Origin of the sequence: Citrobacter freundii complex sp. 2024EL-00216, from assembly GCF_043945515.1 — a bacterium.
Taxonomy (GTDB): domain Bacteria; phylum Pseudomonadota; class Gammaproteobacteria; order Enterobacterales; family Enterobacteriaceae; genus Citrobacter; species Citrobacter portucalensis.
In genome coordinates this window covers 144,683-159,462 of sequence record NZ_JBIMRA010000006.1, presented here as the reverse complement: position 1 = coordinate 159,462, position 14,780 = coordinate 144,683, and the positions used below count along the sequence as shown (strand labels likewise).

The 14,780-nt window shown below is 47.4% G+C and carries 11 protein-coding genes and 1 other RNA gene; 2 read left to right on the top strand and 10 right to left on the bottom strand.

Annotated elements, in window-relative coordinates:
- Positions 1-55: 55 nt before the first annotated feature.
- Positions 56-994, bottom strand: coding sequence for a transcriptional regulator TdcA (tdcA, locus tag ACHHZ7_RS10015; RefSeq protein ID WP_003828596.1), 939 nt, complete (start codon positions 992-994; stop codon positions 56-58).
- A gap of 1,188 nt (positions 995-2,182) precedes the next feature.
- Here tdcA and ACHHZ7_RS10010 point away from each other — a divergent pair.
- A protein-coding gene (locus ACHHZ7_RS10010) for an IS3 family transposase (protein ID WP_126317353.1) occupies positions 2,183-3,330 on the top strand; the annotation gives its coding sequence in 2 pieces (ribosomal slippage) (positions 2,183-2,429 and positions 2,429-3,330; 1,149 coding nt in all).
- Positions 3,331-3,391: 61 nt separating this feature from the next.
- Here the strand turns inward: ACHHZ7_RS10010 and ACHHZ7_RS10005 are convergent.
- Together ACHHZ7_RS10005 and ACHHZ7_RS10000 are read right to left on the bottom strand one after the other, a co-directional pair.
- Positions 3,392-3,916: a phage repressor protein gene (locus ACHHZ7_RS10005; protein WP_053263617.1), complete on the bottom strand. Its 525-nt coding sequence runs from the start codon at positions 3,914-3,916 to the stop codon at positions 3,392-3,394.
- An 80-nt stretch (positions 3,917-3,996) separates the two neighbouring features.
- Positions 3,997-5,754 (bottom strand): FliC/FljB family flagellin, encoded by a 1,758-nt coding sequence (locus ACHHZ7_RS10000; protein ID WP_284300832.1) that lies wholly within the window; start codon positions 5,752-5,754, stop codon positions 3,997-3,999.
- Between the two features lie 441 nt (positions 5,755-6,195).
- Here ACHHZ7_RS10000 and ACHHZ7_RS09995 point away from each other — a divergent pair, with 441 nt between their 5' ends.
- Entirely contained in the window at positions 6,196-6,774 is a 579-nt protein-coding gene (locus ACHHZ7_RS09995; RefSeq protein ID WP_044701290.1) for a recombinase family protein, read from the top strand.
- A gap of 306 nt (positions 6,775-7,080) precedes the next feature.
- On the opposite strand, the gene ACHHZ7_RS09990 is transcribed toward ACHHZ7_RS09995, so the two are convergent.
- From ACHHZ7_RS09990 to garP, 7 genes are all read right to left on the bottom strand, one after another.
- Entirely contained in the window at positions 7,081-7,779 is a 699-nt protein-coding gene (locus ACHHZ7_RS09990) for an inovirus-type Gp2 protein (RefSeq protein ID WP_060683151.1), read from the bottom strand.
- A gap of 385 nt (positions 7,780-8,164) precedes the next feature.
- On the bottom strand, positions 8,165-9,559 hold the full coding sequence (locus tag ACHHZ7_RS09985; RefSeq protein WP_225623071.1) for a tyrosine-type recombinase/integrase: 1,395 nt from the start codon (positions 9,557-9,559) through the stop codon (positions 8,165-8,167).
- 289 nt (positions 9,560-9,848) lie between these two features.
- An RNA gene (gene rnpB / locus ACHHZ7_RS09980) (RNase P RNA component class A) lies at positions 9,849-10,225 on the bottom strand.
- Between the two features lie 32 nt (positions 10,226-10,257).
- On the bottom strand, positions 10,258-11,403 hold the full coding sequence (gene garK, locus ACHHZ7_RS09975) for a glycerate 2-kinase (RefSeq protein WP_060683149.1): 1,146 nt from the start codon (positions 11,401-11,403) through the stop codon (positions 10,258-10,260).
- Positions 11,404-11,468: 65 nt separating this feature from the next.
- Positions 11,469-12,359: a 2-hydroxy-3-oxopropionate reductase gene (gene garR, locus ACHHZ7_RS09970; RefSeq protein ID WP_003828600.1), complete on the bottom strand. Its 891-nt coding sequence runs from the start codon at positions 12,357-12,359 to the stop codon at positions 11,469-11,471.
- 30 nt (positions 12,360-12,389) lie between these two features.
- Positions 12,390-13,160, bottom strand: coding sequence for a 2-dehydro-3-deoxyglucarate aldolase (garL, locus tag ACHHZ7_RS09965; RefSeq protein WP_008785889.1), 771 nt, complete (start codon positions 13,158-13,160; stop codon positions 12,390-12,392).
- A 15-nt stretch (positions 13,161-13,175) separates the two neighbouring features.
- Complete coding sequence (gene garP / locus ACHHZ7_RS09960) at positions 13,176-14,510, bottom strand: galactarate/glucarate/glycerate transporter GarP (protein WP_008785890.1); 1,335 nt, start codon at positions 14,508-14,510, stop codon at positions 13,176-13,178.
- Between the last annotated feature and the right edge of the window lie 270 nt (positions 14,511-14,780).

Sequence of the window (14,780 nt, the reverse complement as noted above, 5' to 3'; positions counted from 1 at the left end):
CCATTGTCAGATATAGACAAATGGCGTTTATTTCGTGTTAAAACAAATTCAATCTTTAATCAATTTCAATTAATTGCCTTCGTCTCCGACAATTATATGATGAATATTCTTTGGCTAATTCCACCAAAATAGATGCTGCTTTTTTAATTCGATAATTTTTCGACCACACGGCGGCATAGCGCGCGACGGGTAAGGTTTCTTCTACCGGGATAGTAATAAACTGGTTTGAGCCAAACGGTGTGGTCATATCGCAGGGAATTACTGTTAAGAAATCAGCATTGAGAACAAGATTATAAATCGTAACGACAGAGTCTGTTTTAACGATGTTTTCACTGCTGATGCCATTATTCTGTAACGTGGTAAGAAGTTCGCTGTAGTACCCCATATTCGTTTGTGGCAACACCCACTGTTCGTTTTTCAACGCGCTCAGCGAGGTGATGCCGGTGCATGTTCGGGACTTGCTGGCAACCAGGATAAAGTCTGACTCAAAGAGCGGCTCAACATGCAGATCGTGCAGTTTCATCTCATCACTCAGCGTACCGATGGCGAAATCCAGACGTCCGTCACGGATTGCCGGTAAGAAGGAGGAGAGTTGAGCTTCATACATAGAAACCTGCGCCTTCGGGAACACTTCTTTGAATTTTTTAATCATGCCGGACATGATGGTGAAGGCAATCAGTGAAGGAAAGCCAAACGACACATCAACGACCGCGTTGCTCGTCATGCTGTTCATCTCATCAACCATGTTTTTCATTTCACGGGTAATAGATTCAGACCATGAGAGCATCACCTGCCCTGCCTGAGTCAATGTCACACCAGTATTTTTACGTACAACTAACTCAATACCGAAATAAGCCTCTACATCATTAATGATTTTGCTGACAGCCGGTTGAGTTAAACCTAATTCTTTTGCAGCTGAGCCGATAGAACCGCTTCTAATGACTTCCTGAAAGACCACTAAGTGCTGTGTTTTAGGGAGTGTAATAGTATTCATATCGACCTGCGTTAATTACTTTGTTGACGGCAGGAAGTGTACCAAATTAAGCGAACAAGGATATGTGCTACCCCTCACAAATCCCCTTGACTTACATTTTGCAAGACTATCGTTAAAATTTAAATCACTTAATAATCATATAGATATGAATTATCGATCTCACTTTATCCTGACTTTAGTCAAAAAAAGATGGGGGGATAACGATTTTTTATGGCTATAACACCGCCATTTTTTCCACTATTTTTTAAAACCATGAAAGGCTATATTTCAATCAATTACAGAACAATTATCAGGCAAGATGGCGCTTAAATTTAATAAACAACTTATCAAATTTAATTATATTTTAATGATTATGGCGATTAAATAACGTTATGCATCACATTTTTTCGCCACATTTGTTTGTAAAGAAACATTGCATTTATTAAAATTCAATCTAAAAAATACAAACAATTATCATATGCAACATTATATTAACACTGATTTTGTGCGATTTATTAGCAAGTAATTTTGTGATGGCGATCGATTGCGTTCGATTGTTCTCGATAAAAACGTATCGCGCAGCGTTTTGTGTTGGTCGTCACAAAATTAGAAATATCCACCGACACATTCCCCTCAGATAAAAGAAATTTGGTGCATAAATAATAGGGATATAAAAATTAGATAGGAAGGAAATAAGCGCCTGCATCCTCGAAAACCAATCTCAATGCTCGCTGTAAAACCTCTGCCGGATGGCGGTGTAAACACCTTATCCGGCCTACAAAACCAGTCTCTCCCCCAGTAGGCCTGATAAGCGCAGCGCCATCAGGCATGGCAACCGCCCTGAAAGCAAAAACCCCGCTGAAGCGAGGCTTTATAAAGTGTGAAGCTGACCGATAAGCCGCGTTCTTTTGAGCATAGCGTCGTGGACAGTCATTCATCTGGCTTACCCAGAAAGCAAAAATCCCGCCGAAGCGGGGTTTTATTAAAGAGTGAAGCTGACCGATAAGGCGGCTTCGTTCAACCATACGTCAGGCATCTGCGGCGCTGGAGTTGTCTTGTGTCGCAGACTGTATCGCAGTTTGTATCACAACGATAGCCCTGAAATTTACTTACTATCGCTCGTATCGAAAGTCTTGGTGTAAGGACTGAATCGCCACGGGTTTAACAGACACCTCAGAGTCATTTAAGATGGCTTAAAGAGAGGTGCCCATGAGCGGTAAGCGTTATCCCAAAGAGTTTAAAACTGAAGCAGTCAAACAGGTTGTTGATCGCGGTTATTCTGTTGCCAGCGTTGCAACACGTCTCGATATCACCACCCACAGCCTTTACGCCTGGATAAAGAAGTACGGTCCGGATCCTTCCACTAATAAAGAACAGTCAGATGCTCAGGCCGAGATCCGCCGTCTCCAGAAAGAGCTGAAGCGAGTTACCGACGAACGGGACATATTAAAAAAAACCGCGGCGTACTTCGCAAAGCTGTCCGACTGAGGTACGCCTTTATCCGTGACAACACCTGTTGCTGGCCTGTTCGCCTGCTCTGTCGGGTGCTGGATGTTCATCCCAGTGGTTTTTACGCCTGGCTTCAGCAGCCGCATTCACAACGCCATCAGGCAGACCTGAGACTGACAGGACAGATTAAACAGTTCTGGCTGGAGTCGGGATGCGTTTATGGTTATCGCAAAATCCATCTGGATCTGCGGGACAGCGGGCAACAGTGCGAAGTGAACCGGGTCTGGCGACTGATGAAACGTGTCGGGATAAAGGCTCAGGTCGGATACCGGAGCCCGCGGGCACGTAAAGGCGAGGCCAGTATCGTGTCGCCCAACAGGCTCCAGCGACAGTTCAATCCGGATGCTCCGGATGAGCGTTGGGTAACGGACATAACCTACATCAGGACCCACGAAGGCTGGCTGTATCTTGCCGTGGTTGTTGATCTGTTCTCACGCAAAATTATCGGCTGGTCCATGCAATCCCGGATGACAAAGGACATTGTCCTGAACGCACTGCTGATGGCTGTATGGCGGCGTAATCCCCAAAAACAGGTGCTGGTTCATTCGGATCAGGGCAGTCAGTACACAAGCCATGAGTGGCAGTCGTTCCTGAAATCACACGGCCTGGAGGGCAGCATGAGCCGTCGCGGTAACTGCCATGATAATGCGGTTGCAGAAAGCTTTTTCCAGTTGTTGAAACGCGAACGGATAAAGAAAAAGATCTACGGAACGCGGGAAGAAGCCCGCAGCGATATTTTTGATTACATCGAAATGTTTTATAACAGTAAGCGTCGGCATGGTTCTAGCGATCAGATGTCACCGACAGAATATGAAAACCAGTATTATCAACGGCTCGGAAGTGTCTAGATTATCCGTGGCGATTCATATCCTTATGAAAATATTGATAAGCAACTGATACTATGAGAGTTTAATCTGAGTAATCTGAGGAGGTTATTCTGCTAACCCAGTCAAACATGATCTGCATATGGTTGCCATTAGGTCTAATCATTCCAACCTGACAAGCATTAACGCCAGTTGTTTCCCCAATCAGAATGCGCCCATCTAACATATGTACTTTTATACCCACTCCTTGTTTGAAACACTTATTGCAGATAGAAAAAAAGTCTTTCCTTGTTGGGTCACATGGCTGAACATTAAAAATATCAGCAGCAATAAGTCTTGCAGTTAAATTTTCGCCAATCGGCAATTCTTCGAGTGATGCGAGAAACTCAAGTTTTACCTCAATCCTATTGCTTCCCTTAGCTTCATCAGATGCCAAGATCATATTTTCTTTCTGGTTAAACTTTGAAATATAACCAATTATTGATTGCCCATTACCACTTACCAGCTTCACTGGATAATCATTAAAGCGTAAAAATTGTATCCTGCGAGCAAGCATAGAATATTCACGGGGCCATTTTTCCGCTTCTCGACCATATGAGATATCATTCATAACAGTTGTACCTAATAACCAGCGTTAGCATATTTAATAAAAAAGCCCCGCAATCACGGGGCTTAGTACTATAAACTATATTAACGCAGTAGAGACAGTACGTTCTGAGTCGTCTGGTTAGCCTGTGCCAGAACAGAAGTACCTGCTTGTTGCAGGATCTGTGCGCGAGACATGTTAGACACTTCGGTCGCGTAATCAGCATCTTCGATACGGCTACGGGCAGAAGTCAGGTTGTTAACAGTGTTGCCCAGGTTGGTGATGGTAGAATCGAAACGGTTCTGTACCGCACCCAGGTCTGAACGCAGAGCGTCAACTTTAGCCAAAGCATTATCCAGCGCTTTCAGCGGATCCTCAGTCGCTACAGATTTGGTTTTCGCTTCAGTCGTCATCTTCCCATCAGCAGTCTGGTAAATAATTGAGCCAGTACCATTTGTTACTGCGCCATTTGCATGGGCAAAGTAGTTCACAATCTCTTTATCAGTGGTAGTAATTTTACCGTCCTGACCCACAAAGGCTGCCGCTGCCGCTGGTCCAGTAGTATTGTCATTGTCGTATTTAACAACACCACCAGCTACAGTAAACTCTTCTTTACCAGTAGTTAAAGTAAAGTTGCCTGTACCTACTGCATTGGAAAGTTCTGCAGCACTAATAGTCGCTTTTTCAATATTTACTGAAGTAGTTGCTGCAGTAGGAGTACCACCAGCAATTTGGGTATTTGTAGCAGCGTCACCACCAGCAGATTTAATAACAACACCTGCATCAGTAGTAATAGTCGTTGCTACTCTCTTAAGGGCTGCTGTGACACTTTTATCGCTGTTAGCAATCAATGCATCCCATGTAGCAGGCGCCTCTGTACCACTTGCTTTGGTCTGGGTGAGGTTACCTTGAAGATCAATAAAGAGGTCACTGCCATCTTTTGCTTTTACAACACCATCTTTACCAATTTGGACGGCTACAGTTTTGTCGCCAATAGAAACTTTTGCACTAAAAGAATCACCAGCTTTAGGGGCTAAGTAATTAAGAGCATTGGCATTTGTTACATTATCAGCATCGAAGCTATATGATTTTGTGTCAGCATTGTAAGTATATTCGGCTTTAGCAGCCACACCAAGACCAGTACTAGTTCCTGCGAAATCTACAGTGCTACCTTTTTTAGCTGTGGCTAATACATCAGCTGCTTTTGCTGCGTCATTAGGAACTTCTTTGCTATAGGTGGTACTGCCGTCTGCGTTAACAGCGCCCCCCTTAGTAAAGCCAGCCAGGGTCAGGCTGTCGGCAGTCGCCGCTTTGTTATCCACTTCACCTTTACCGTTCACGTTGAAACCAGTCAAACCCAACGTAGAGGAAGTAATTTCTTTCAGGTCGATGGTGATGGTTTCGCCGTCGTTCGCACCAACCTGAATTTTCATGGAGCTGTCGGACGCCAGTACTTTCACGCCGTTAAACTGAGTCTGACCGGAAACACGGTCAATTTCGCTCAGGCGCTGTGTGATTTCATTCTGGATGGAGTCCAGGTCAGACTGGGAGTTGGTGCCGTTGGTTGCCTGAACGGACAGTTCACGCACACGCTGCAGGTTGTTGTTGATTTCGGACAGTGCACCTTCAGTCGTCTGCGCGATGGATATACCGTCGTTGGCGTTACGGGAAGCCTGGGTCAGGCCTTTAACGTTGGCAGTGAAACGGTTAGCAATCGCCTGACCAGCAGCATCGTCTTTCGCGCTGTTGATACGCAGACCGGAAGACAGACGCTCGATTGCGGAACTCAGAGAGGACTGAGATTTGTTCAGGTTATTTTGTGTCAACAGCGACAGGCTGTTAGTGTTGATAACTTGTGCCATAAAATTTTCCTTTTGGGTATATAAGCTAGGCTTACCTGTGTCATTCAAGTTATCGACCACTTCGGCCTAAACTTTATCTTTTTTTTAATTACAACAAGACATTGTTTTTTATTTGTTTTTTAGTAAAGCAGGGGCAACTCACAGTACGCACCAATAATGTGAATTTTTTATCAAGACCTGCTCTCTTTTGCTACTTCAAAAAAAATTGCTAGGCGATTGCCAGGTCGGTCAAGCTGGTTCCACCAGCTTACAAAGACAACTCTCGATCTTTTACAAATATCATGCATGTCAATGGCATTAACCTGAGTGGTATCAACAATCGAACGTTTTATGATACCAGTAAACCCTACCTTAAATTGGTGTCATTAAATTAGTGCATTGACATTATGATACCATTAGTTAATTATGATACCGTTTTTGATACCAATCAGGGGAGCGATTATGAGCCGTACATTTGCATATTGCCGTGTGTCCACCAGCGAACAGTCAACAGAAAACCAGATTATGGCGATTCGTCAGGCTGGCTATGCAGTGAATGATAGCAGGGTGATATCAGAAACCGTGTCAGGGGGAGTACAGGCAATGCAGCGCAAAGGCTTTGCTGATATGGTGACTCATAAACTGGAGGCTGGGGATCAGCTTGTAGTATTGAAACTGGACCGCCTGGGAAGGGACAACATCGACGTGCAGCAAACCATTACGATGCTGGTGGATAAAGGGATTGATGTTGTTTCACTGGATCTGCCTGTGCGTAACCTTTCCAGCGCGGAAGGGAAGTTGATGCTGCAAATGTTTTCTGCGTTTGCAGAATTCGAAAAATCCCGCATCATTGAACGTACAAAAGAGGGTTTAGTAAGAGCCAGGAAGGAAGGGAAGAAGTTAGGCCGTCCGGTTGCGTCAGATACCCTTCAGCGTGTACAGGAAGCCAGAGCTAAGGGGCTGAGTCAGTCCAAAGCGGCGTTAGCATTGAATTTAAGTCTCCCGACTATCAAACGAAACTGGAACATCAAAGAGGCGTAAGATTTAACCTGTCTTCACTCAGATTCAGATGCTGCCCTGCCAACGTGTGAGGCTTAATTATGGCTATTTTCGGGTCAATTAATCCGAAATATTCCGGCGACAGTAAATCCAGCGGAGCCGCACACCAGCTTAAATCTACGTGGAAAAGATAGAGATGTGGTGCTATATTTAAAAGTTAAGCCGTGATATGTGAGAGAGGGTATTGTTAAACGCAATGAGCGCTATCGTGAGCGCTTTTTTTGGCGTGGGTAATGCGAAGGTACTGCCTCCTGATTTGAAGGCCGTAGAGAGCGTTACACGAAGGATTTAGCAATTATGGTTTTTATTGCTCAACTTTGATGTTGAGTGTACCCGATCCCCATTTCCGGTCTGATACTTCCCACGCTCTTTCGCCAGATACGATACCCACAGAAAGGGACCCTTTAGCGTTTCCGGCCTATTTCTTTCGATAACGTAATGATTCGGATATCTTTCCGTTGCTTTTGGCAGCTCCACCAGCGCTGCTTTACCGCCCGTCAGGCCCATCCAGATTTCAACAATACTTCCGGCAATGCCGCTTGTGGGTGTCCCAAGGCGTCTGACCTGTCGATGCGGGAGAGCAATCCAGCAATGATAATGCACCTGCTTTGCTTCCTCTTTCTCCCGTACCCAGCCATAAGCAAAGTTGAGGATCGGTTCTGCTAATCCCTCAGGTCTGTTTAATTTAGACTTCAGACGTTCACGTAGTTTTTTAAACAGGTCGCTTACCCACTTGTTGCCTGTGTCTATTGGGGTATTCTCAGGTAAGCGTAAATCGAAGCGAGAGAAGTAAACCCGGCTGTAGATGGATAGTATTGCATCAAGCTGTTCTGCTATAGGGGTAAGGATATCAAGGCGAACACCAGATTGGTCGGTGGCGTTGATCGGGTAGGCGTAACCATGATGAATGAAAACATCACCTGTGATGACCCTGTAACGCCCGTGTGTATGAACTTTGGTTGTGTAAGGCGTAGCCTGTGTGAGCATTGACTGAATAGATCCTTCTTCTGACACAACACCCCCATAAGTTATTTATACAAACAACCCCTCGCGTACACGCACACACGTATAAGTTATTATCATCTGACCACCGTAAAACGAAGCGGGTACAGGTAGTTCAAACCCCATCAAGCAAAGCCTGACGGCAAAAAAGATGGATGAAATTTTTTCGAATAAAGTTTACATGATATAGAAAACCCCAAAATAACAATAGCGCAAAACAAACTGCAGTGCAAAGATTATTTTAATCTGCGGTATTTTTCGGGTTTGCTTCTGCAATTTTCCCGCTTTTGCGATACTCCGACATTGTGCTTCCCTGTCGATAAGCGCTTAGCTACGGCTCAGCAAACCCATTGAATTAGAATGACTATCACTAAAACCAATCAACACTATCAACCACTGGAAGCAAGTCAGAAACTTTCATCTTGCCTGTATAAACCTTAGTTTGCCCCTGGTTTGAATGCTCATGGCCGATTGTCTGCTGAACAAGCGTGAGAGTATGTTTTGCCTGAATTTCAGTTACGAAAGTGTGGCGTAAGCTGTGAACAATGCGCCTGTTTTTAAAATCGTCAAGGTAATCAATATTCAATTGCTCGCGTATCGCGTGGAACAACCGGGTTACCTGACTTCGATTAGTAATCTCGGGAAACAAGTAAGCATCTGGCTTTTTGCCATCCAGATACAGCAAGAACCCCATGTCAAGAAGACGCTTTGCGATAGGAACCTGTCGAATCCCTGCCTCAGTTTTACTATCCCCGATCATTATGTAATGCCTCTGGCTATCCTCGTCCAACCGCACATCGGAAACTTTCAGTTTTGCGATTTCAGAGCGTCTTGCGCCAGTGTACGCCAATAGCAAAAAACCCCATTTATTCCACCCTTCCAAAGTCGCAAAGTGACATACTAATTTTCGCATTTCTGCTCGAGTGTAATAACCATAGCTGTGGCTTTTAGCTTGGTACGTAACGTTAAGTGTCGGTGATGATTCAAGAATATCCTCTTCTTTAGTCAGGTATGTTGAAAACAACCCCTGACACAGTTTCAGATAATCTTTGACCGTTTTGGATGAAACCAGATCTTCTTCTGGGACTTCATCCAAGTCCAAAAATTGCTGGATCGTCATACGGTTATAAGGCCTCTTATTCTGACGAGGTAAACCTTCAACTACCTCAAGCAGGTTTTTAATATCACGTCGAGAAATGTCAGAAACTTGAGTGTCAGCCCCCAAAACCGCCTCTATCACTTCATAGTATTTTTCATTCCCCTGCCGAATCTTGGGAGTCCAGTCCGACTTATATTTTACAAAACCCTTCCATGCCTCACATAGCGACAAAGCAGGGGTCTGTGGTTCTTCAGGCTTAGCAGCTTGACCGGGAACATAATCACTTTCTGGTCGCATAGAGTTAACGATCTGGCGATAATCAGAATGCCGTTGATCCATAAAGGCTATATGTGCATCGCAGTAATGTCTCCAAAGGAGATCGTACTCTGAGGCCAAATAATCGATTTCATCCGCCATGCCCGTAAGATCAAACTGGCTACCAAGTTGCTCTATGACTGAATCTGTCGACAGCGGTTCAACATCTTGTTTAAAGGTTCCATCAAGTAGCAGCCCAAAATCATGCGCATTGCGTTTTTCACGAGCCAATGACCCGGATTCTCGCAGGGTGTTACGTACAGTTGAGGGAATTCTTTTTGCTGCGGCGTAAAAACCTGCCTGAATTTTAAGCAAAAAACGATCAATATCGTCTTGTTCTAACTTCTTCATTTTCTGCACTATGTCCAATAATTGGGCTGGCTCCATTTTGGACGATTTTACAAAAGAAATGAACATAGAGAGACGGGAAGATATAAATCTTGCTCTGCTGGCTGAATCGCAGCCCAGAGACACGCGGAACAAACCACCTGAAGGTAGTCTGAAATGAAGGCAGTAGCGGTTGCCACGCTTTAGGATATTCGGGATGGAACAGCCGCTGGTGTGCCTCGTCTGTATCACAGTCTGTGTCACATTTTCACCTATTAAGGCCTGAGACACACCAACGTATTGTTTTAGAAGAAGTTGAAGCTGACCGATAAGCCGGGTTCTGTCGTGGACAGTCATTCATCTAGGCCAGCAATCGCTCACTGGCTCAAGCAGCCTACCCGGGTTCAGTACGGGCCGTACCTTGTGAACCCCTATTTGGCCTTGCTCCGGGTGGAGTTTACCGTGCCACGGACTGTTACCAGCCGCGCGGTGCGCTCTTACCGCACCCTTTCACCCTTACCTGATCCCACTTGCGTGGGCCATCGGCGGTTTGCTCTCTGTTGCACTGGTCGTGGGTTTCCCCCCCAGGCGTTACCTGGCACCCTGCCCTATGGAGCCCGGACTTTCCTCCCCTCCGCCCGTCTCCCCCGAAGAGGACGACGACGAAGCGGCGACTGTCTGGTCAGCTTCGGCGCGCAGTATAGAGGGTTTGCGGGGCAATGTCACCCCGCACTGCGCATTCCTATCGCTAACGTGGCAGCGATGTTTCTTGAGGCGCGATAAATATTATCAAATGCCCCACAGAAGGCCTCTTCCAGCGTACTGATGCTAGTCAATACGCTAAACACCGCATCGATACCATATTGATGCACTACCTCCACATCGCGCGTCAGACTGCCACCAATACCAATAACCGGCTTGTGGTACTTCTTCGCGACATTCGCCACGCCTACCGGCACTTTGCCGTGAATGCTCTGGCTGTCGATCCGCCCTTCGCCGGTCACCACCAGCGTACAGTCGTGAATATGCTCTTCCAGATTGAGCGCCTGGGTCACAATCTCGATACCGCTGCGCAGCTCGGCGCCTAAAAAAGCCATTAATGCCGCGCCCATTCCACCTGCCGCACCGGAGCCTGGCACATCTTTCACATCGACCCGCAGCGATTTTTTAATGATGTCGGCATAGTGAGACAGATTACGGTCCAGTTCGAGAATGCGTTCTTCCGTCGCCCCTTTCTGCGGGCCAAAAATGCGCGAAGCGCCAGAATCGCCGATGAGTGGATTAGTCACATCACAGGCCACGCGAATGGAACAGGTTTTTAAGCGCGGATCCAGACCCGAGATATCGATGGAGTTCAGACTCATCAGGCTTCCACCACCATAGCCAATTTCTGTCCCGTTGGCGTCGCAAAGTTTTGCCCCCAGCGCCTGCACCATACCCGCGCCACCGTCGTTGGTGGCACTGCCGCCGATGCCAATAATGATGCTCTGCGCACCGCTATCCAGCGCCTGCAAAATCAGCTCTCCGGTACCGCGTGACGTAGTGACTAAAGGGTTGCGCTTTTCAGGAGGCACCAACGCCAGACCGCTGGCTGCCGCCATTTCGATAAACGCAGTTTTACCATCTCCAGACATGCCCCAGCAGGCATTCACTTTTTCGCCCAACGGCCCCGTTACTTGCGCTGAATGTTCACTCCCTTGCGTCGCGGCAATCATGGCTTCAACCGTTCCTTCGCCGCCATCGGCAACCGGAACAGAAACATATTGCGCATCGGGGAAAATTTCCCGAAATCCTTTTTCTATTGCCTGAGCTACCTCGGTGGCAGAAAGGCTTTCTTTATAAGAGTCTGGGGCAATTACGATTTTCATAGTTATGTAGCCTGACTGTGCCGCGCAAGGCAAGAAATACAGGGCGCACATCCGCGCCCTTCTTGTTAGCGAGTGACTTCCACTTTCGCCAGTTTTTCGTAGTAGCATGCGAGCGCACTGTGATCGGCAGTACCCAATCCATCTGCGCGTAGCGCCTGCATCATCTCCATGACTGCTGCAGTCAGCGGCAACTGAGCGCCAACGCCATGAGAGGTATCCAGCGCGTTCGCCAGGTCTTTGATATGCAGGTCAATACGGAAACCTGGTTTAAAGTTGCGATCCATCACCATCGGCGCTTTCGCATCCAGCACAGTGCTGCCTGCCAGCCCGCCACGGATCGCCTGATACACCAGATCCGGATTCACACCCGCTTTGGTCGCCAGCGTCAGCGCTTCAGACATCGCGGCAATGTTCAGCGCCACAATCACCTGATTCGCCAGCTTGGTAACGTTACCCGCACCAATTTCACCGGTATGCACCACGGAGCCTGCCATCGCTTTCAGCAGATCGTAGTACTTGTCGAAAATCGCTTTATCGCCGCCGACCATCACCGACAACGTGCCGTCAATCGCTTTTGGCTCGCCGCCGCTGACCGGCGCATCCAACATATCCACGCCTTTCGCTTTCAGCGCGTCGCTAATTTCACGGCTGGCCAACGGTGCAATGGAGCTCATGTCGATAAGCACTGTGCCCGGTTTCGCCCCTTCAATAATGCCGCCTTCACCCAGTGCCACTTCCTTAACATGCGGAGAGTTCGGCAGCATGGTGATGATCACATCACACTGCTCAGCGATATCTTTCGCCGTGGCGGCAGTTTCAGCACCTGCGGCAATTACTTCCGCAATGGATTCCGGGTTACGGTCAGCAACCACCAGCGAGTAACCTGCCTTGAGGAGGTTTTTACTCATTGGTTTACCCATAATACCGAGGCCAATAAAACCAACTTTCATTGTCATGTCTTTATCTCTCTCTACTGTCGATGGTGGTTATTTCTTAAAAGAATCAGCCAGTTTCTGCGTGGCTGAACGGAACACGCCAAGGTCGCTGCCAACGGCAACAAACGTCGCGCCCCACTCCAGATAACGACGCGCATCCGCCTCTACCGGGGCCAGAATGCCGCTTGGTTTGCCGTGTGCTTTCGCGCGGGCAAAAATGTGCTGGATAGCTTTCTGCACATCAGGATGTGACGCATTGCCGAGGTGACCTAGCGCCGCGGCCAGATCGCTTGGTCCGACGAAGACACCGTCAACGCCTTCTGTCGCCGCGATTGCGTCAACGTTATCAACGCCCTGCTGACTTTCGATCTGCACGATGATGGTGATGTTCTTATTCGACTGCGCAAAGTAGTCCGGTACGGTGCCAAACATATTGGCGCGATGGGATACGGACACGCCGCGAATACCTTCCGGCGGATAGCGGGTCGACGCCACAGCGTTAACCGCTTCTTCTTCCGTCTCAACGAACGGGATCAGGAAGTTGTAAAACCCGATATCCAGCAGGCGCTTGATAATCACCGGTTCGTTGGTTGGTACACGCACTACCGCCGCACTGTCGCTGCCTTTCAGCGCCATCAATTGCGGAATAAACGTCGAGATATCATTCGGCGCATGTTCGCCATCCAGTACCAGCCAGTCAAAACCTGCCAGGCCTAAAACTTCGGTACTGATTGGGCTGGCCAATGCAGACCAGCAGCCAATCTGAATTTGTTGCGCCGCGAGGGCCGCTTTAAACTTATTCGGGAAAATCGTGTTATTCATCGCCTATACCTTTGTTTATTTCTGCAATTCCATACGTTTAATGTCACCGACAATAAACAGGTAGCAAACCATTGCCATCAGCGCCGAGCACCCTACAAACATCAGCGCAGCATTAAATGAGTGCAGCTCGCTCACCAGATACCCAATCACCAGCGGGGTGACGATGGAAGCCACGTTGCCAAATACGTTAAATACCCCACCGCAAAGACCGACAATCTCTTTCGGCGCGGTATCGGAAATCACCGGCCAACCCAGCGCGCCGAAACCTTTACCGAAGAACGCCAGCGCCATCAGCGCCACCACAAGAGCGGTATTATCGGTGTAGTTACACAGAATAATGGTCGATGCGAGCAACATGCCGAGCACTATCGGCAGCTTACGCGCCAGGGTAATGCTGAAACCACGTTTAATCAGATAATCAGAGAACACGCCGCCGAGCACGCCACCGAAAAACCCACACAGTGCCGGAATCGAAGCCACCAGGCCCACTTTCAGAATCGACATACCTTTTTCCTGAACCAGGTAAATCGGGAACCAGGTGAGAAAAAACCAGGTAATTGTGTTGATAAAATACTGGCCAAAGAACACACCAAGCATCATACGATTCGTGAGCAACTGCTTGATATAATGCAGTTTAGGACCACCTGACTTCACATCGCCCGGTTTTTTATGGTCCATATCCACGACCGCGCCGTTTTCAGAGATAAACTTCAACTCTTCTTGCGACATGCGCGGGTGATCGGTTGGGTTATGAATAAACTTTACCCACAGTCCGGTAAGCACAAAACCAATCACGCCCATCACGGTAAAGACGTGCTCCCAGCCCCAGGCGAAGGTCAGCCAGCCGAGCAGCGGGGAAAACAGCGCCAGGGAGAAATACTGTGCGGAGTTAAAAATCGCGGATGCCGTGCCGCGCTCTTTCGTTGGGAACCAAGCTGCCACGATACGGGCATTAGCCGGGAAGGATGGCGCTTCCGAGAAGCCCAGCATAAAGCGCATGATGAACATTGAAATACCCGCCCAGGCCAGCGGGAACATGTCCACAAAGCCCTGCAGGAAGGTAAACAGTGACCAGAAGAACAAACTGTAGGTGTAGACTTTCTTCGAGCCGAATTTATCCAGCAGCCAGCCGCCGGGGATTTGCATCAACAGGTAAGCCCAGCCGAAGGCGGAGAAAATGTAACCCATTGAGATGGCGCTGAGATGTAACTCTTTCGCCACTTCAGTTCCGGCAATAGACAGCGTCGCACGGTCCGCATAGTTAACGGCTGTAACAATAAATATTATCAGCAATATTAAATAACGGGTGTGCGTACCTTTCTTTTTCTCGACAACTGTATCCAATATCATTCTATTTACCTCGGGCACATAAAAGGTTTTTATTATTATTTTATGGGTGTTTCTCGTGATAAATTACCGATAATAAAAATAGATAATAATTTATCAGACGTTATGAAACCGTGATTTAGTATAATCATCAGCACAACGTTAATCATTGTGCAAACGCTCATTAAATACGCGTTATTAAATGAATGTTTTGGGCATATGCACACAAGCATGGGCGCTAATGCACACATTTACGTATTGCTACTCCTGGTGACTCGGCCTTGCTGAGTTTAA

Excerpts from the sequence above, each read along its gene's own strand:
- tdcA (WP_003828596.1), bottom strand. The coding sequence starts at position 994 with ATGAATACTATTACACTCCCTAAAACACAGCACTTAGTGGTCTTTCAG.
- ACHHZ7_RS10005 (WP_053263617.1), bottom strand. The coding sequence starts at position 3,916 with ATGAATGATATCTCATATGGTCGAGAAGCGGAAAAATGGCCCCGTGAA.
- ACHHZ7_RS10000 (WP_284300832.1), bottom strand. The coding sequence starts at position 5,754 with ATGGCACAAGTTATCAACACTAACAGCCTGTCGCTGTTGACACAAAAT.
- ACHHZ7_RS09995 (WP_044701290.1), top strand. The coding sequence starts at position 6,196 with ATGAGCCGTACATTTGCATATTGCCGTGTGTCCACCAGCGAACAGTCA.
- ACHHZ7_RS09990 (WP_060683151.1), bottom strand. The coding sequence starts at position 7,779 with ATGCTCACACAGGCTACGCCTTACACAACCAAAGTTCATACACACGGG.
- ACHHZ7_RS09985 (WP_225623071.1), bottom strand. The coding sequence starts at position 9,559 with ATGAAGAAGTTAGAACAAGACGATATTGATCGTTTTTTGCTTAAAATT.
- garK (WP_060683149.1), bottom strand. The coding sequence starts at position 11,403 with ATGAAAATCGTAATTGCCCCAGACTCTTATAAAGAAAGCCTTTCTGCC.
- garR (WP_003828600.1), bottom strand. The coding sequence starts at position 12,359 with ATGACAATGAAAGTTGGTTTTATTGGCCTCGGTATTATGGGTAAACCA.
- garL (WP_008785889.1), bottom strand. The coding sequence starts at position 13,160 with ATGAATAACACGATTTTCCCGAATAAGTTTAAAGCGGCCCTCGCGGCG.
- garP (WP_008785890.1), bottom strand. The coding sequence starts at position 14,510 with ATGATATTGGATACAGTTGTCGAGAAAAAGAAAGGTACGCACACCCGT.